Consider the following 18,129-nt stretch of genomic DNA (forward strand, 5'->3'; position numbering starts at 1 on the left):
CAAAATAAATGAAACCCCAATTTCATAAGAAGATCATTAGCTCTACAAATGGTAGAGAAATTATATTAGAAACAGGAAGATTTGCCCGACAGGCAGATGCGGCAGTAACAGTTCAAATGGGCAATGCCATTATTTTAGCTACCGTAGTAAGTTCAAAAGAAGCTAAAGAAGGTGTAGATTTTCTTCCACTTTCTGTTGATTACCAGGAAAAATTTGCTTCATCTGGAAAAATTCCCGGTGGATTTCTAAAAAGAGAAGGAAGACTTTCTGACCACGAAGTGCTGATATGCAGACTCGTAGACAGAGCTTTGCGACCTCTTTTCCCCGATGATTATCACGCGGACACTCAGGTAAATATACAAATGATATCTGCCGATGATAATGTAGCACCGGATGCCCTTGCAGCTCTTGCTGCTTCCACGGCTTTATCCATTTCAGATATTCCGTTCAACGGACCTATTTCTGAAACCAGAGTGGTTCGGGTTGATGGCAAATTCAAATGTAATCCTTCACCGGCTGAAATAATCGAAAGCGATATTGACATTATGGTAGGCGCAACAGCTGATAATGTGTCAATGGTTGAAGGGGAGTTTGCAGAAGTCTCCGAAGAGGAAATGATCGAAGCCATCCAATTTGGACATGCCGAGATCAAATTACATTGCCAGGCTCAAAAAGAATTAGAAAAAGAGTTGGGCAAAACAGAGAAAAGAGAATACAGTCATGAAAACTCGGATGAGGAACTTCAGAAAATGATTCATGAAGCTACTTATCAAAAGGTTTATGATATATGTAAAGAAGGTATAGCCGATAAAAACCTGAGAAAGGAAAAATTTAGTGCTGTAAAAGAAGAATTTGTCGCAAGCTTGCCTGAAGATCATGAATACGATTCATTCCTTATTGGAAAATACTATCATGACGTAGAGAAGAAAGCAGCCAGAACAGCCTTATTGGATACTCATATCCGTTTGGATGGTAGAAAAACAGATGAAATAAGACCTATATGGACTGAAATTAACTATCTGCCTTCTGCGCATGGTTCGGCTATTTTCACGAGAGGCGAAACGCAATCTTTAACGACAGTCACATTGGGAACAAAGCTTGATGAGCAATTGATTGATTCAGCAATGCGTAAAGGAACCAATAAGTTTATGCTTCACTACAATTTCCCTGGATTTTCTACTGGAGAGGTGAGGCCTAATCGAGGACCGGGAAGAAGAGAAATCGGTCATGGCAACCTGGCTTTGAGAGCATTGAAAAGAGTTATTCCCACAGATGAGAATAATCCATATACAATTCGTGTAGTTTCAGATATTATGGAGTCCAACGGTTCGAGTTCAATGGCTACTGTTTGCGCAGGTTCATTGGCACTTATGGATGCGGGTATCAAAATATCTTCGCCTGTTTCCGGAATAGCTATGGGATTGATCACCGATGCTGAAACCGGAAAATATGCTGTTCTTTCTGATATCCTTGGTGATGAAGATCATCTTGGGGATATGGATTTTAAAGTAACCGGTACTACCAAAGGAATTACTGCTTGTCAAATGGATATCAAAATTGACGGATTATCCAATGAAATTTTGGTAAAAGCTCTAAAGCAAGCCAATGAAGGCAGACTTCATATTTTGAACGAAATGAACAAAACCATTTCTGCTCCTAATTCTGATCTTAAGCCTTTTGCTCCAAGATCAACGAACATGGTCATTGAAAAAGACATGATCGGTGCTGTGATAGGCCCGGGTGGAAAAGTGATCCAGGAAATACAAAATACAACCGGTGCAACTGTTGTTATTGAAGAAATTGATAACAAAGGCCATGTAAATATTTTCTCTTCAGATGCAGTGGCCATGGAAGCGGCCATTAATTGGATTAAGGGAATTATTGCTGTACCTGAAGTAGGAGAGACCTACGAAGGAACAGTGAAGTCCATTATGCCTTATGGAGCATTTATTGAATTCCTTCCCGGCAAACAGGGACTTTTACATGTATCTGAGATAAAGTGGGAAAGGGTAGAGAAAGTAGAAGATGTCCTTGAAGAAGGAGAGGAGATCATGGTAAAATTACTGGATGTAGATAAAAGAACAGGAAAATTCAAACTTTCCAGAAAAGTTCTCCTTCCAAAACCTGAAAAGACAGAAAGTGAATAAAACAAACATGTTTTTTTCTCATTAATATATCAGTTTAAAAAAGGTCTTTCTATAGACCTTTTTTATTTTTGAAATATTACATTTTTGCAATCTAAATTAAAGCCTAGAAATAATAATAATGAGCGAAAATAAAATCTACAATACCGTAATAATAGGATCGGGTCCTGCAGGATACACAGCAGCCATTTATGCAGCCAGAGCAGGTATGGAGCCGGTTTTATATCAGGGAGGTCAACCTGGCGGGCAGCTTACCATTACCAATGATGTTGAAAATTATCCCGGCTATCCCGATGGCATCAACGGACCCATGATGATGATAGATTTTCAAAAACAAGCCGAGCGTTTTGGAAGTGATATACGCTATGGTATGGTGACATCCGTAGATTTAAACGCCAACCCGAAAAAATTGGTGGTAGATGAAGAACATGAAGTGCTGGCTCACACCGTAATTATTTCTACAGGTGCTTCGGCCAAATGGCTCGGTTTGGAGTCTGAGCAAAAGTTTAACTCCAAAGGCGTTTCTGCCTGTGCCGTTTGTGATGGTTTCTTTTTTAAAGGACAGGATGTAGCAGTTGTAGGGGGAGGCGATACTGCGGCCGAGGAAGCGACTTATCTATCAAAAATTTGCTCTAAGGTTTATCTAATTGTCCGAAGAGATGAAATGCGCGCTTCTAAAATCATGCAGGAACGGGTTTTTAATTCTAAGAACATCGAAGTACTCTGGAATCATGAAACAGATGAAATTCTTGGCGATGAGGAAGTGCATTCAGTGCGTTTATTAAACAATAAAACAGGAGAAAAGAAAGTAATAGAAATTGGTGGATTTTTTGTAGCCATTGGCCATAAACCAAATACGGATATTTTTGAAGGCCAATTGGATATGGATGAAACTGGCTATTTGAAAGTAGTACCGGGAACCTCAAAAACAAAGATCCCGGGTGTATTTGTAAGTGGTGATGCCGCTGACAAAGTTTACAGACAGGCTGTAACTGCGGCAGGGACAGGATGTATGGCGGCCCTCGATGCAGAACGCTGGCTCACTGAAGAAGGAATTATTTAATGAAAGTAGATCTACTGGCTTTTGGTGCACATCCCGACGACATAGAAATGAGTTGTTCGGGTATCATTTTGTCTTTTACCGAAAATGGGAAAAAGGCGGCCATTGTAGATTTTACTAAAGGAGAAATGGGAACGAGGGGTACCCCTGAGCTCCGTTTAAAAGAAGCATCAAATGCGGCTAAAATTTTAGGATTAAGCGAAAGGCATAATCTGGAAATTGAGGATGTGTACTTTGAGGAATCACATGAAAATATAATAATGCTTGTAGAGCAAATCAGAAGATTCCAACCTGAAATAATCCTTGCCAATGCCCCTGAAGATCGGCATCCGGATCATGGAAAAGCAGCAAGAATGGTTGAAAGGGCACATTTTTATGCTGGATTGTTGAATTACGAAACATTTTGGGAAGGGAAAAAGCAGGAGAGGTGGAAGGCCAATAACCTATACCATTACCTACAGGACCGCGAACTTCAACCAAGTATAATCGTGGATGTGTCTCCATATTGGGATAAAAGAATGGACTCGATTAAAGCCTATCGCAGTCAGTTTTACGATCCGAATAGCGAAGAGAAACACGAAACATATCTTTCAAGTCAAAAATTCTGGAAGTTTTTTGAAGCAAGGGCCAGAAATCTAGGCCATCAAATAGGCGTTGAATTTGGAGAAGGCCTGATTCAAAAAAGAGCCATCGGTATCTCAGATATTTCGCATCTGATTTAACAAAATTCCCTTTCTATCAATTTTGCGAAATTCAGAAAGCAATTCAGACACATTTGATATTTCATTTTTACAAAATCCTGTGTTGATTAACAAGCGATTTGCACAACCCAAAGCATTTGAATTGGGATAACAATGATCTCTTGCAAAGTGAATCAATTTTAGGATGGTAAAGGCATCCAGCCATTGAAATATCCTTTTGTTAAAGTTTTTTTGAGATGAGCTGTTTTCTTTAGCTTCATTTATCTGCCATAGAAATTCTGTCAATTCAATATATGATTTAAAAACTTTAGGTAAAGCACTATAAGAAAGCTCTAAATATTTTGGAGTATTTCGGCATTTATACCACTCATCTATCTGTGACACTACTTTTTTTAAATCGACAAATATTTCAAAATCATAAAAATTGAGATATTTCTCAGAATTTTTCTCAAACTCTATCATGGCTTTTCCTGTCCCAAATGGCACGCGCTCTGATTTTCTGGCCGATGGATAAACGGTACAACTATTAATTTCACCAAAATGGCCTCTGGGAATTATTTTATGAATAAAATAGAAATCTTCTCCTGCTTTTCTCCGATTCATTCCACCTTCCATGGCATATTCCAGGGCACGAACAGCCATGCTGGACCCAACCGTATGATAGGCAAATGGATATCCTGCAAATCGAAGTGCATTGACATAATATCTGAGAAATAATTCGTAATAGACAATGGCTTCGTTTTCCAATTGATGTTCAAAATATATGGATGCTCCCGGTGAGTCATAGTTTTGTTTAAAATGTGTGTGGATTTGCATAAGGTAATTGCTGCTAACAGTGCAATCTGCATCCAGACAAATGATAGGCAAACCAAAAGACTGAATCGAATAAGCCCTGCGAAGCGCTTCATCCATACCTATTTTCCGGGCCAGGCCTACTCCTCCGTGTTTTTTATCCAAATCTCCCTGATAGCTATAATAAATCCTGATACTATCATTGGAATTTTCCTTTGAAATCCGATCCAATTCCCGGATTGTATTTTTATTGATTTCCTTAGTTTCCTTACTGCTATCAATACGGTCATTGACAATTACAAGAATTTCTACGCGAATATTTTCATTTTCACAGTTGAGCAGAGATTTTAGAGTATCGCCAAGATGCTTTTCAGAGAAAGCGGGAATTACAACAATAAAATCAAGATCGGGGTGAGGATCCTGTTTTATCAATTGACTTCTTAATGTAGCCCTTTTGAGGTATTTTTCTATTAGGGTGAGAGCCTTTGAATCTTCCAGTTTTCTAATTCTTTTTTAAATTCAATTCTATCGTGCAATCGATTTGATCGTCCTTGCCAAAATTCAATTCGCTCGGGAATAATTTTATAGCCTCCCCAAAAATCAGGTAAAGGCACTTTTCCTTTGTTGAATTTGGATTTCATTTGAGCGAGTTTTTCTTCTAAAATGCTTCTGGAGCTTATGACTTCGCTCTGATTTGAAACCCATGCCCCCAACTGACTTCCAAAAGGTCTGCTTAAGAAATATTTTAAGGATTGAGCGGTGCTGACTTTTTCAACTTTACCTTCAATGCTCACCTGGCGTTCGAGTTCATACCACGGAAAAAGCACAGATACATTAGGATTATTTTCGATGTGTTTCGCCTTTCGACTGGTATAATTGGTGTAGAATACAAAACCGTCTTTATCAATAGCTTTTAGTAATACGGTTCTTTGAGTTGCTCTGCTATTTTGATCAATGGTAGAAAGGACCATTGCATTTGGCTCCAATATGTCTGAATTACCGGCTTCATCAAACCATTTTCTGAATTGCATAATTGGATCAGTGAGTACCGAATCAACATCCAATTGCGAAGCAGTATATTCTCTTCTTAAATCTGCGATTTCCTTTGAGGGCTTTGTCATATCAATAAAAAACCGAAATACGCTTTTTGGTTTTTATTTTTGCTATCAAATATATTTTTTGGTATTTACCTCGGCAAAATAATGAAACTAAGTATAGAATTAAGCGGTGTCAGTAAAAAAGAATGGGTAGAAGCGGTATTATCTGATTTCAATTCATTTCTTCAGGATCATGCGGATTGCGAAAGGAAGGCCTCAGCAATGGCGATGAGTTTGGTGGCAAAATATCCCGATCGAATAGAAATCATTCCCGAGTTGATAGAAACCGCCGTTGAAGAACTCGAGCATTTTCAGGAGGTTTATAAGATTATGGAGTCGAGAAATATTTCTTTGGTGCATGAGATACCGAAAGACCCCTATGTGTCTGAATTGCTAAAGCATTGTCATTCGGGTAGGAAAGAGCGATTTATTGACCGCTTATTGCTGGCTTCTGTAGTGGAATGCCGTGGGGCAGAACGATTTCGTTTGATTTATGAGAATATTGAAGACCACGAATTGAAAAAGTTTTATCATAATTTATGGGCCTCAGAGGCAAAACATGGCAATATTTTTGTTAAAATGGCTTTGAATTATGAAGATGAAGACAAAGTTTATAAGCGTCTTGATGAATGGGATGCCTTAGAAAAGGAAATTTTAAATAACTTGCCAATAAGAGCAGCATTGCATTAAATATGAACATTAATTTATATCCGGATTACAACATGCCCGAAGTTAAGAAAGGCAGTATTCTGATATCAGAACCATTTCTGAAAGATCCGAATTTTGACCGGAGTGTTATACTTATTTGCGAGCACAATGAAAATGGGACTTTTGGCCTTGTGCTTAATAGACCAATAGAAGTAAAATTAGGGGAGGTATTGGAAGACCTGGAAGGCAATGCCAAAGAACTTTTAATTGGTGGACCTGTTCAACAAAATACATTGCATTTCATTCATAAATTAGGAAATGAAATCATAGATTCAATTGAGCTGGCCAATGGTATTTATTGGGGCGGCGATTTTGAACAATTGAAAATCAAGATCATCAGCGATTCGATCGACCTTGATAAAATTAAATTTTTTATTGGTTATTCCGGTTGGGACGCCGGACAGCTGGATCGCGAAATTGAAGAGAAATCATGGTTTGTCGCAGACCTTGGTGATAATAGTATTTTTGAAGCCGATTCCACCAATATGTGGAAACGGGTTTTGGAAATTATGGGAGGTGAGCTGAAATGGCTGGCAAATTCGCCTTCCGACCCCAGATTGAATTGAGCATTGAACCTAAATGATTAGGATATGGACGACAAGAAGGAAGAAAACAAAGGACTGCCCGGGGAAGAGCAGAGTAAGAAAAAATCTAAAGAGGACAAAGATTTAAATCCCCCTTCTGAAAAAGCACCAAAAGAGAGTGACAAGACAGAAACTGAAGTCAAGGTAGAAGATGCACTTTCCGGTTTTGACGTAAAGAAAGGCAAAGAAGCACCTGCTGAGAAAAAAAAGGGTAAGAAAGAAGAAAAAGCACCAAGTGAGGATTCAAAAAAAGCTTCAGAGGATAAAACGTCGAAAGTAAAAAAAGAAGAAAGCCCGAAAGAAAAAAGCCCAAAAGAAGAGAAAGGGGATAAGGAAAAATCCTCGGAAGAACATCACGAAGTATACGAATTTGATGATGAAGACCACGAAGAACACGAAGAAGAAGACTACGATAAATTAAACAAGGAAGAGTTACTCGAAAAGATAAAAGAAGATACGGGTCAGGACATCATCAAGATTTCTGAAAAAAGAATTGATGCTATTAAGGAGGCATTTTTTCATTTGATTGATCAGGACAAAGAACAGGCACTTGAAGAATTTCTCAAAGAAGAGGGAAATACCAAAGATGATTTTGAATTTACCAAAGACAAAGACCTGGTCCAGCAGTTCAAAACCTATTACGATGGATTCAAAGAAAAGAAAAAGAAGGCGCATTCGGATCTCAACCAGTTAAAAGAGGAAAATCTAAAAAGGAAAGAAGAGTTGCTTGAAGAACTCCGTCAGTTTGTGGATGAGGAAGAGGATAATGTTGGAATAAAAAAACTCAAAGAGATTGAGTCCGAATGGAAAAATGCAGAACCAATTCCGAACAATTATACCAGAGAACTTTGGGCTAATTTTAATGCGCTTAGAGATCGTTTTTATGATAAAAGAAGCATCTTTTTTGAATTAAAGGATCTCGACAGAAAGAAAAACGAAAAACTTAAGAAAGAGGTCATTGAAAGGGCGAAGGAATTATTAACTATAAATCCGGTAAATGCAGCCGTAGCAGAACTAAAAAAACTGCATGAAGAATACAAACATATAGGGCCGGTTCCACAGGAAATAAGAGCTCAGCTTTGGGAGGAGTTCAAAAATATTTCTGATAAAGTTCATGAAAGAAAACAAGTTGTAGCTGCAGAGTTTAAGAAAAAACTCGACGAAAATCTGGAAAAGAAAAAAGTACTGATCACAAAGCTTGAAACATTTATCGATTACAGTTCGGATAAAATTTCAGAGTGGAATGAAAAGTCGAGAGAGATATTGAATATTCAGGAAGAGTGGAAAAAAATAGGTCCGGTTCCCAGAGAATTATCTAAGGAAATATCAAAGTCTTTTTGGTCACATTTCAAAGGATTTTTTAAAAGCAAGCAACAGTTTTTTAAAGCGCTGGATGAGGCTAGGGAGAAAAATTATGATCTCAAGGTGAAATTGTGCGAACAGGTTGAAGAAATAAATAAATCAACAGAAGATCTGGCGCAGCAATCGGAGAAAGTCAAGCAAATTCAAAGAGAGTGGAAGAATATCGGGCCTGCACCCAGGAAAAAGAGCGAAGATGTTTATAAGCGTTTCAAATCGGCCTGTGATGCCTTCTTTGATAATTTACGTGGCAATCAAAAAGAAAGAGAAAAGGATTTTGAAGCCAACCTTCGAAAGAAAAATGAGATTGTTGAAAAAATAAAGACTTTGAAATCGCTTAGAGAAGAGAATCTTGAGGAAGTTGAAAATCTCATTAAAGAGTGGACCGACTTAGGATTTGTACCTAAAAAAGCAATTAAATCATCTAAAAAAGCCATCAATGAAGCCATTGATTCTATAATTGAAAAAGCGAATGATTTTAAGGAAGACAGCCTTGAAATGGCCAAAACCAAATTGAGGGCGCTTATGATGAAATCCGATTTTAAAGGATCCAGAAATATTCATGGAGAAATAGATAAAATGCGAAGACAAATCTCTAAACTTCAGGATAATGCCGTCACATTAAAAAACAATATGGAGTTTTTTGCATCAACTAAAAATGCAGAAAAACTCAAAGATGATGTGCAAAGCAAAGTCGATCAGGCCGAGGAGCAAATTCAAAAATTAAAAGACAAAATAAAATTATTGCGACAGATCGATAAGTAAAATTTGCTTTTTCATTTCACCTTTATAGATTTGCACAAATTTCGCAGATAGCGAATAAAAGCCTCCATAGCTCAGTTGGTCAGAGCAACTGATTTGTAATCAGTAGGTCGATGGTTCGAATCCTTCTGGGGGCTCAGATTCAATTACGAATTAAAAATTAAGAATTACGAATTAGCCGTCCCGATAAATATCGGGATGGCTTTTTTGTTTATAAGAATTCTGGATTCGAACCATCGACCTGATGGAGAAATCTAATTGTATTGAAGGAGAACTATTCGGGAATCACAAGGATCAGCTGAGAATCTTTATCAGCCGAAGGAACGAAGGCTGGCTTCTGGGGGCTCAGATTCAATTACGAATTAAAAATTAAGAATTACGAATTAGCCGTCCCTTTAAATATCGGGATGGCTTTTTTGTTTATAAGAATTCTGGATTCGAACCATCGACCTGATGGAGAAATCTAATTGTATTGAAGGAGAACTATTCGGGAATCACAAGGATCAGCTGAGAATCTTTATCAGCCGAAGGAACGAAGGCTGGCTTCTGGGGGCTCAGATTCAATTACGAATTAAAAATTAAGAATTACGAATTAGCCGTCCCGATAAATATCGGGATGGTTTTTTTTTAGTGCTCCATCAGTGTTATTCGAAGAAAACACTGATTGACAAATCCAGATCAAGCTTTCACGAAATTTCCAATTTACGATACCTCCCCATCAGTGTTATTCGTAGAAAACACTGATTGACAAATTCAGACTGAATTTTCAAAAAATTCAAGATCTGAAAGAACACTCATTACCTCCCCATCTGTGTTAATCGAAGAGAACACTGATTGACAAATCCAGATCAAGCTTTCACGAAATTTCCAATTTACGAGTAATCTATTTTCCGTTTTATTGAACATGTCCACACACAGAATTCATCCCGATAATGATTGTTTTTACTTCCTCACCTTTACTTGTCATAAGTGGCTTCCATTATTCAAGCTAACTGAATTGGAGGACTATTTTTATTTATGGCTGTCGCGTTTGAATGATAAAGGAATATTAATCAGTGCCTACGTGATGATGCCGAATCACATACATTTATTGGTTTTTGTCTATTCATTTTGTACCAATTTTAAACTTGTCATTGGTGAGGCAAAGCGATTTATGGCATATGAAATTGTTAAAAGATTAAGATCTAAAAAGGAAAAAATCATCCTTCATAAACTAAAGGAAGCTGTTCAAGTCAATGAATCAGCAAAAGGGAAAAGACACCAGGTATTTCGTATTTCTTTTGATGCGAAAATGGTAATTGGGATGAGTTCACTCAACAGAGTTGCCGACTATATTCACCATAATCCCGTATCCGGGAAATGGAAATTAGTAAATGATTTTACGCAATATTCCGCTTCTAGTGCAGCATATTATCATCTGGGGAAGAAGAACCGGTTGATTAAAGCGGATTTTAGAGATTATTCTCCTCTGGATCTCAGAGTCTCCTTAAATAAAAAATCTCAGGATGCCTCTGAGAGGGGTGAGTCCTTAGATTAAAAATCTTCTACTCCCCATCAGAATTATCGACAAGAAACTCTGATTGACCATGATAAATCGCAGGATATTTTTTAGAATGAAAAACCTAGACTATTTATTCAAAGTATATTCCACGGATATTTTTGTATCCAATAATTTTGAAATAGGGCAATTTTTCTCGGCATGTCTTACCAGTTTTTCAAATTCCTCTTCACCGATGCCTTCTACCTTAGCATTTAAAACAATGTGCGAGCTTTGAACATGAAAATCTTTTACTTCAATAATGCATTCCGCATCTAATTCCTTTGCCACATAGCCCGCCTCCTGAAGATTAAAACTCAATTGCATGGTATAGCATCCCGCATGTGCTGCCGCGATCAATTCCTCAGGATTAGTACCCGGATCATCTTCAAAACGGGTTTTCGCAGTGAAATTTAAATCTTTGAAGGCACCGCTCTGCGCGCTCATTTTACCGCTTCCGTCGATTCCCTTTCCTTTCCAGATTGCTCTTGCTTTTCTTTTCATGGTATAAATAGATTATGTTATTTCTCTTAATTAATTCTTAATAACAGGACTTGATCTCAATCCAATTGATTGGTAATTTTTCTTGCCATACCACCGAAAATAAACAAATGAAATGGATATACAGCATACCAATACAATCTTCCCAATAATCCCAATGGACGAAAAGTTGCCGTTTGGATTAAGATTTTTTTACCTTCCCGCTTTTCGACTTTAAACTCCAGCCAGGCTTCACCGGGTAATTTCATTTCTGCATAAAGCAATAAGCGGCCGTTTTTTTTATCTGCATCCAGAACTCTCCAAAAATCAAGGGCATCACCTCTCTTGAGGTCGTTAGGACTGCGCCTTCCCCTTCTCAAACCAACGCCGCCAAATATCTGATCTATAAAACCTCTGAGACTCCAAAGAAAATTCGCATAGTACCAGCCTCTATCGCCGCCTATGCGCCAAATATTGTCAATAACCTTATCTGAAGGATTTTTAAATTCTAATTCTTGTCGATCTTTGAAACAGCCATATGTTGGGGCTTCAAGTTTTTTGAGAAATACCTCCCTCAATTCAGAATCCTGAAAGGAGTCTTTCCAGCTGGAAATAATTTCTCCATTTTTCACTTTTACCAAAGTCCGTTTTAAGGATTCTTCATAATCGAGTTTTTCTATGCGGAGCAGATTGTCGATATCATTATTTTCACATACGGCATCATTTTTCAAACTATCTACAAGATTTGTAGCCAAGGCATAAGATGTGGATGTAACAAAATACAGCCACTTTGAGGACAGTTTTGGTGTCAATACAGGGACGGTTATGATCCAGCGGCGAAGTTTTCGGGTTTTGGCAAAACCGAGAAGCATTTGTTTATAAGTTAATACATCAGATCCTCCGATGTCAAAACTTTTATTAAAACTTTCTTTGTTTCCTATAATACCTGTTAGATATTCCAATGCATTGGCGATACCAATCGGCTGACACTTGCTGTTGACCCATTTGGGAGCAACCATTATGGGTAATTTCTCGACAAGATCCCTTATGATTTCAAAAGAAGCACTTCCGGAGCCTATGACAATTCCCGCTCGCAATACGGTTAATGGTACCTTAGACTCGGAAAGGATGTCTTCTACTTTTTTTCGAGACCTGAGGTGCTCGGAGAGGTCCTCATCATTGACAATTCCACTGAGATAAATTACCTGTTTAATAGAGCTTTGATCAAGATACTCTTTAAATATATCTGCAATTTGACTTTCGTGTTCTTCAAATTTGCCCGAACCCATCGTCAAGGAGTGAACGAGATAATACGCATAGTCTATATCCTCAGGAAAGCTTTTATATACTTCTTTATTACCTAAATCGGCTTCAATTACATTGATTCGATTTATTTCTTCCTCATCAAAGTCTTTAAAGTCAAACCTGCTTTTTACCCTGACGGGGCAAACCACCTCGTATCCCTTTGAAAGAAGAATTGGAAGGATACGTCTGCCAATGTACCCCGTTGAACCTGTGAGCAAAATTTTTGTCATAATCACTTATATAAACTGAAATTAGTCAAATTGTTCTTTAATGCACTTATAAGTTTATCAATTGACTGAAAATTAGAGGATAAGTATAAAAATGATTAATTTTGCATTATTAGACATGGATTAATCATTGCTGACTGAACTCGAAATAGAGTCGATAATAGAGGATGATACGCTTCGTGATAAAGTTTATAAACTAAAAAAACGGTTCCTGCAAAAGGAAGCTCCATTTATGGAGATTAGCGATCAGGACTTTCTTGGACTCATCTTTATGATGCCTTCCCTTAAAATAGCACTTGCAGATGGAAAGATTTCATTCTTTGAGGAGCGAAGACTTCAAAGAAAGGCACGTTCCTATTCCAAGGGCAAGTTTTGGTTAAAAAAAGACCCTGTAACAAGCGCAATGATGTTTTTAATCAAAAAATACGATCTCTGGGAAGAAGAATTTTTTGAAGTTTTAAAGTCTATTTTAAAAATAACTTTTCAGCACAATACCTTATTTCGCAATATGCTGGAAACCGGTGATGTATCAAGTCAGGATTTAAAAAAAGATTTACTCAATGCTCCTGTATTGTTTACAAGGATGCTTACCTCATTTTTTATGAATCACGATGATGAATTGATACAATCGAAAAACATCTCCAGATTGCAATTTGAAACAATCGTGGATATTGGCAATAAATTGGAACTAAACAGTTTACCCTTATTTAAAAAATTTATCGCTACCTACAGCGTAAAGAAATGAAGTTTAAATCACTTCATATCGTTTTAATTTTGGTCATGGTAATGCTTTTATCCATGTCTTCTTGTTCAAAAAAATGCCAGGTCAACGGTTGTCGTGTGCGAATGGAGCATCGCCATTCGGGAGAAAAATTCAAATCAAAAATTCGTCCCTGGTACGCTTTTCAAAACCCCAGAGTTGGAAGAGATTACAAACGCGATAAATCGCCTGACAAAATTCCATGGGATGGTCCGGATATAGAAGGAGCAGAAGCAAGAGATATGCTCGTCAGCAATGACAGCTCAGATTTTGGAGGCGATGAATTCATGGACGATGAGTTTTATGTGGAGGATTCTTTAGGCGGAGATAATTTTGCACCTGAGGACGAAAATTTGAATAAAAAACAAAAAAAGAAAAAAAGAAAAGGCGAAGAGGAAGAGGAGGTAAAAAAAGAACCTGCCGGAGACCCCTGGGACATTGAAAATATCAAAGAAGAAGATCCCGTAATTCGAAAGCCTGTTAATGCAGAGAAAAAAACTGAAGTAGGCCCAGAAGAAAGCAATACAGAAGAGCTAAAAGAGCGAAAAACAGAGGATAATCAAAAAGAAACCAAGGAAGAGCAAAAAGAAAAAAAGAAAAGCAAAAAACAAATTGCCAAAGAAAGAGAAGAGCGATTAAAGAAAGAATTGCAGGAAGAAGAGGAAGAAGAAGATGATTGGGGTTTTTAATTAGAAAAAACAACGTTTAAAGCATTAATTTTAATAATTTAGCGCGCTAATTAGACAAGAAAAAGCTTAAGCAAATATGGCCGAGGGAGAGAATATCATTCCAATCAATATTGAGGATGAAATGAAAGGTGCTTATATCGACTATTCTATGTCGGTAATTGTTTCAAGAGCACTTCCGGATGTTAGAGACGGATTAAAACCAGTACACAGAAGAGTCCTTTATGGGATGCTCGATTTAGGGTTGAACTACAATAAACCTCATAAAAAATCAGCGAGGATCGTCGGGGAAGTTCTGGGTAAGTATCACCCGCATGGGGATGCCTCCGTTTATGATACGATGGTTAGAATGGCACAGCCATGGTCATTGAGATATTTACTAGTTGACGGACAAGGTAACTTCGGTTCAATCGATGGTGATTCTCCTGCTGCGATGCGTTACACAGAAGCGCGATTAACAAGAATTGCGGAGGAATTATTAAATGACATCAACAAGAACACGGTTGATTTTGCACTAAATTTTGACGATTCCTTAAAAGAACCAACCGTATTACCTGCCAAATATCCCAATCTGCTTGTCAATGGCGCTTCGGGAATTGCAGTGGGTATGGCCACAAATATGGCACCTCATAATCTAAGTGAGGTAGTTGAAGGTACAAAAGCATATATAGATAATAATGATATTAGCATTGAGGAATTGATGCAATATGTCACTGCACCTGATTTTCCAACGGGCGGTACAATTTATGGATACAGCGGTGTTAAATCGGCATTTGAAACCGGCAGGGGGAGAATTGTACTTCGCGCTAAAGCGGAAATTGAAATCACTAAAGAGAACCGGGCACAAATCATTGTAACTGAAATTCCATTTCAGGTGAACAAGGCCAACATGATAGAGAAAACAGCCATTCTCGTCAATGAAAAGAAAATGGAAGGTATCTCTGATATCAGGGATGAATCTGATAAAAAAGGCCTGAGGATTGTGTATGAATTAAAAAGAGATGCTATTCCAAATATTGTTCTTAATAATTTATACAAATACACACAGCTACAGTCTTCATTTAGCGTAAATAATATTGCGCTTGTTAAAGGCAGACCAAAAGCTCTCAATTTGCAGGAACTCATCATGTATTTCGTGGAGCACAGACACGAAGTTGTTACAAGAAGAACGCAATACGAACTGGATGAAGCTGAAAAGAGAGCGCATATTCTGGAAGGTTATTTGATTGCTCTTGATAATCTGGATGAAGTTATTGCTCTAATTAGAAGTTCCAGGGATGCCGAAATAGCAAAAAAAGGTCTTGTAGAGCAATTTAAGTTGAGCGAAATTCAGGCGAAAGCCATTCTTGAAATGCGTTTGCAAAGACTCACTGGTCTTGAGCGTGATAAAATCAAGAAAGAATACGAAGAGGTGATGGAGCTTATCGGTAAGCTGAAAGCCATACTTGGTGATAAAGACCTTAGAATGCAAATCATCAAGGATGAACTTGATGAAATGAAAGACAAGTACGGCGATGAAAGAAGAACAGATATCGTTCACTCGGCCGATGACATAGACATAGAAGACATTATACCTGATGAAAGCATGGTTCTTACTATTTCTCATGAAGGATATATAAAAAGAACGGCATTAACAGAATTCAAAACTCAGGGTAGAGGAGGGGTTGGTTCAAGGGGTGCTTCTTCCAAAGAAGAGGATTTCACAGAACATTTATTCATAGCCACAACGCATAATTACCTTTTGTTTTTTACCGAATCCGGAAAAGTATTTTGGGAAAAAGTATATGCTATTCCGGAAGGAAGTAAGACTGCCAAGGGCCGTCCGATTCAAAATGTAATTAACATTGAAAAAGATGATAAAATACGGGCTGTAATTGCCGTTAAAAATCTAAAAGATGAGGATTATATCAATAATAATTACCTTGTTTTTGGTACAGAGAAAGGCATTATAAAGAAAACCAGCCTGGAGGCTTATTCCCGTCCGAGACAAAACGGAATTAATGCCATAACCATTAATGAAGGCGATAGATTATTAAATGTAAAGCTCACCGACGGCGATGCCTTTGTGATATTGGCATTAAAATCAGGCCGTGCCATACGTTTTCATGAAAGCAAAGTCAGAGGCATGGGAAGAACCGCTGCCGGAGTAAGGGGTATTAAACTTGCCTCAGCAAAAGACAAAGTAGTTGGCATGGTTACTGCAAACAGCATTGAAGAAGATTTGCTTGTTGTTTCGGAAAATGGTTATGGTAAACGCTCAAAAATTGAGGAATACCGTGAAACAAACCGTGGTGGAAAAGGCGTAAAGGCTATGAATGTTACCAAAAAAACCGGTGAGTTGGTAACCATCGTCCATGTGCGGGATGAAGATCATTTGATGATCATTAATAAATCAGGAATAACAATCCGTATGGAAGTCAATACCTTAAGAGTAATGGGTAGAGCAACGCAGGGTGTAAAACTGATACGATTGAACGATAAAGACGCAATATCTTCGGTAGCAAAAATAGAGTACATCGAGGAAATGGAATCTGATCCGGAAATTCAGGAAGCTAGTGATGAAGAAACTTCAGAGTCCAAAAATGATGAAAGCAAGGATAATACCTCGGAAGAGGAAGACAATAAAGACGAAAGCAATAACAAGGAATAAATTTTAGGAATATGAACTTATATCAATCCACAATTAAATCTTTAGGAGTGCTCTTGATGCTCCTTTTAGTTTCTAGTACAGGTTTTGGACAAAAATCGGCCAGAACCAATACACATTTTGCATTGCAGGAAGCCAAGGAATTATTAATTCAGGAGAATTTTGCAGATGCTGCAAAAAAATTGGCATATGCGCGAGAAAATATCGATAAGGCAGTTAATCATGAGCAAACTAAAGGCGACTCGAAAACATGGGTCTATCGTGGTGATGTTTATGCTGAAATTATGCGATTACCCGCAGACAACAATGCCGGAGTACCGAAAATAGAAGCAGCCAAGATTGCTACTGAAAGTTTCAAAAAAGCCATGTCGCTTGACGATTCAAAAAGACAGGACGATGCCAAGGATGCCAAGCAAAAACTCAATAATGTGGTTTATGTCTTGACATTTAATACGGGGCTTGAAAATATCAATGCCGGTGATAATGCCAATGCCATAAAAGCCTTTGAAGTAGCAATAATGATCAATGATAAAGATACCAATGCCGCATTAAATGCAGCCATTGCAGCAGAGCGAATGAAGGATTTTGACAAAGCCTTTACACTCTATAAGAAAATGATCGATGAAATGGGAGCTAATGACCATTTTGCCTACATCGCTGTAACCAATAACTATGTGGCTAAGGAAGAGTACGATAAAGCTTTAGAATACATAAGCAAAGGTCTCGAAGTCAATAATAACGCCAAAAAGGAAAAAATAAAGGATCTTTTGACAACTGAATTTAATGTATATCTGAAATCTAACAGATTGGATGAGGCCATTTCAAATGTTAAGAAAAACCTTGAAAATGATCCTGAAAATGATGGACTCTATTCACGACTAGGACAATTATACGATCAAATGAGAGAAAATGCTGAAGGTGAAGAAGCCAGCAATTACGGCAATTTGGCGGTTGAAAATTATAAAAAAGCGCTGGAGCTTAATCCGGCCAATCTGGATGCCAATTATAATCTCGGTGCCTTTTATTACAATAAGGCGGCTAGTATTTATAAGGAAGTGAATAACATGGACTTGAAAACTTATCAGTCAAAAGGAGTTGCACTTGAAAAGAAAGGGGAGGAGAACTTTAATTTGGCCATACCATATTTCAAAAAAGCATATGAATTGGCACCTGATGATGCCGGTTTGAAAAATTCACTTAAGACAATCTACACCAGATTGAAAAATTACGAAGAGGCACAGAAATATAATTAGATCTTAAGATTAAATACTTTAGAATTG

General features: G+C 37.8%; 15 protein-coding genes and 1 tRNA gene. 12 read left to right on the forward strand and 4 right to left on the reverse strand.

Features of this window, described 5'->3' with window-relative positions; all coding sequences use genetic code 11:
- The first annotated feature begins 8 nt into the window (after positions 1-8).
- From pnp to bshB1, 3 genes are all read left to right on the forward strand, one after another.
- The gene (gene pnp, locus HZR84_14430; GenBank protein QNL23085.1) at positions 9-2,147 is read left to right on the forward strand and encodes a polyribonucleotide nucleotidyltransferase; all 2,139 of its coding nucleotides are present in this window, start codon (positions 9-11) and stop codon (positions 2,145-2,147) included.
- Between the two features lie 118 nt (positions 2,148-2,265).
- Entirely contained in the window at positions 2,266-3,207 is a 942-nt protein-coding gene (gene trxB, locus HZR84_14435; protein ID QNL23086.1) for a thioredoxin-disulfide reductase, read from the forward strand.
- A complete protein-coding gene (gene bshB1, locus HZR84_14440) occupies positions 3,207-3,926 on the forward strand; it encodes a bacillithiol biosynthesis deacetylase BshB1 (GenBank protein QNL23087.1) in 720 nt (239 codons plus the stop codon). The genes trxB and bshB1 overlap by 1 nt, the downstream gene beginning before the upstream one ends.
- Here bshB1 and HZR84_14445 read toward each other — a convergent pair.
- Both HZR84_14445 and pdxH read right to left on the reverse strand, forming a co-directional pair.
- A complete protein-coding gene (locus HZR84_14445) occupies positions 3,903-5,129 on the reverse strand; it encodes a hypothetical protein (protein ID QNL23088.1) in 1,227 nt (408 codons plus the stop codon). The two genes, bshB1 and HZR84_14445, sit on opposite strands and share 24 nt — an antisense overlap.
- A gap of 38 nt (positions 5,130-5,167) precedes the next feature.
- Positions 5,168-5,818 (reverse strand): pyridoxamine 5'-phosphate oxidase, encoded by a 651-nt coding sequence (pdxH, locus tag HZR84_14450; protein ID QNL23089.1) that lies wholly within the window; start codon positions 5,816-5,818, stop codon positions 5,168-5,170.
- 81 nt (positions 5,819-5,899) lie between these two features.
- Between pdxH and HZR84_14455 the strand changes: the two genes are divergently transcribed.
- The 5 genes from HZR84_14455 to HZR84_14475 all read left to right on the forward strand — a co-directional run bounded on the left by HZR84_14455 (position 5,900) and on the right by HZR84_14475 (position 10,744).
- A complete protein-coding gene (locus HZR84_14455; protein QNL23090.1) occupies positions 5,900-6,484 on the forward strand; it encodes a tRNA-(ms[2]io[6]A)-hydroxylase in 585 nt (194 codons plus the stop codon).
- 32 nt (positions 6,485-6,516) lie between these two features.
- Positions 6,517-7,068 (forward strand): YqgE/AlgH family protein, encoded by a 552-nt coding sequence (locus tag HZR84_14460; GenBank protein QNL23278.1) that lies wholly within the window; start codon positions 6,517-6,519, stop codon positions 7,066-7,068.
- A 24-nt stretch (positions 7,069-7,092) separates the two neighbouring features.
- A complete protein-coding gene (locus HZR84_14465; GenBank protein ID QNL23091.1) occupies positions 7,093-9,210 on the forward strand; it encodes a DUF349 domain-containing protein in 2,118 nt (705 codons plus the stop codon).
- 60 nt (positions 9,211-9,270) lie between these two features.
- Positions 9,271-9,344, forward strand: a tRNA-Thr gene (locus tag HZR84_14470).
- Between the two features lie 767 nt (positions 9,345-10,111).
- A complete protein-coding gene (locus HZR84_14475) occupies positions 10,112-10,744 on the forward strand; it encodes a hypothetical protein (protein ID QNL23092.1) in 633 nt (210 codons plus the stop codon).
- Between the two features lie 90 nt (positions 10,745-10,834).
- On the opposite strand, the gene HZR84_14480 is transcribed toward HZR84_14475, so the two are convergent.
- Together HZR84_14480 and HZR84_14485 are read right to left on the reverse strand one after the other, a co-directional pair.
- Positions 10,835-11,248, reverse strand: coding sequence for an OsmC family peroxiredoxin (locus HZR84_14480; GenBank protein QNL23093.1), 414 nt, complete (start codon positions 11,246-11,248; stop codon positions 10,835-10,837).
- A 56-nt stretch (positions 11,249-11,304) separates the two neighbouring features.
- Positions 11,305-12,759 carry an SDR family oxidoreductase gene (locus tag HZR84_14485; protein QNL23094.1) on the reverse strand — a complete coding sequence of 485 codons (1,455 nt, stop codon included), beginning with the start codon at positions 12,757-12,759 and terminating at the stop codon, positions 11,305-11,307.
- 127 nt (positions 12,760-12,886) lie between these two features.
- Between HZR84_14485 and HZR84_14490 the strand changes: the two genes are divergently transcribed.
- From HZR84_14490 to HZR84_14505, 4 genes are all read left to right on the forward strand, one after another.
- Entirely contained in the window at positions 12,887-13,501 is a 615-nt protein-coding gene (locus HZR84_14490) for a hypothetical protein (protein QNL23095.1), read from the forward strand.
- Positions 13,498-14,205, forward strand: a complete 708-nt coding sequence (locus tag HZR84_14495) for a hypothetical protein (GenBank protein ID QNL23096.1) — start codon at positions 13,498-13,500, stop codon at positions 14,203-14,205. The genes HZR84_14490 and HZR84_14495 overlap by 4 nt, the downstream gene beginning before the upstream one ends.
- A gap of 76 nt (positions 14,206-14,281) precedes the next feature.
- Positions 14,282-16,852 (forward strand): DNA gyrase subunit A, encoded by a 2,571-nt coding sequence (gyrA, locus tag HZR84_14500; protein ID QNL23097.1) that lies wholly within the window; start codon positions 14,282-14,284, stop codon positions 16,850-16,852.
- A gap of 11 nt (positions 16,853-16,863) precedes the next feature.
- Entirely contained in the window at positions 16,864-18,102 is a 1,239-nt protein-coding gene (locus HZR84_14505; GenBank protein ID QNL23098.1) for a tetratricopeptide repeat protein, read from the forward strand.
- The last annotated feature ends 27 nt before the right edge of the window (positions 18,103-18,129 follow it).

Source organism: Hyphobacterium sp. CCMP332, from assembly GCA_014323545.1.
GTDB lineage: Bacteria > Bacteroidota > Bacteroidia > Cytophagales > CCMP332 > CCMP332.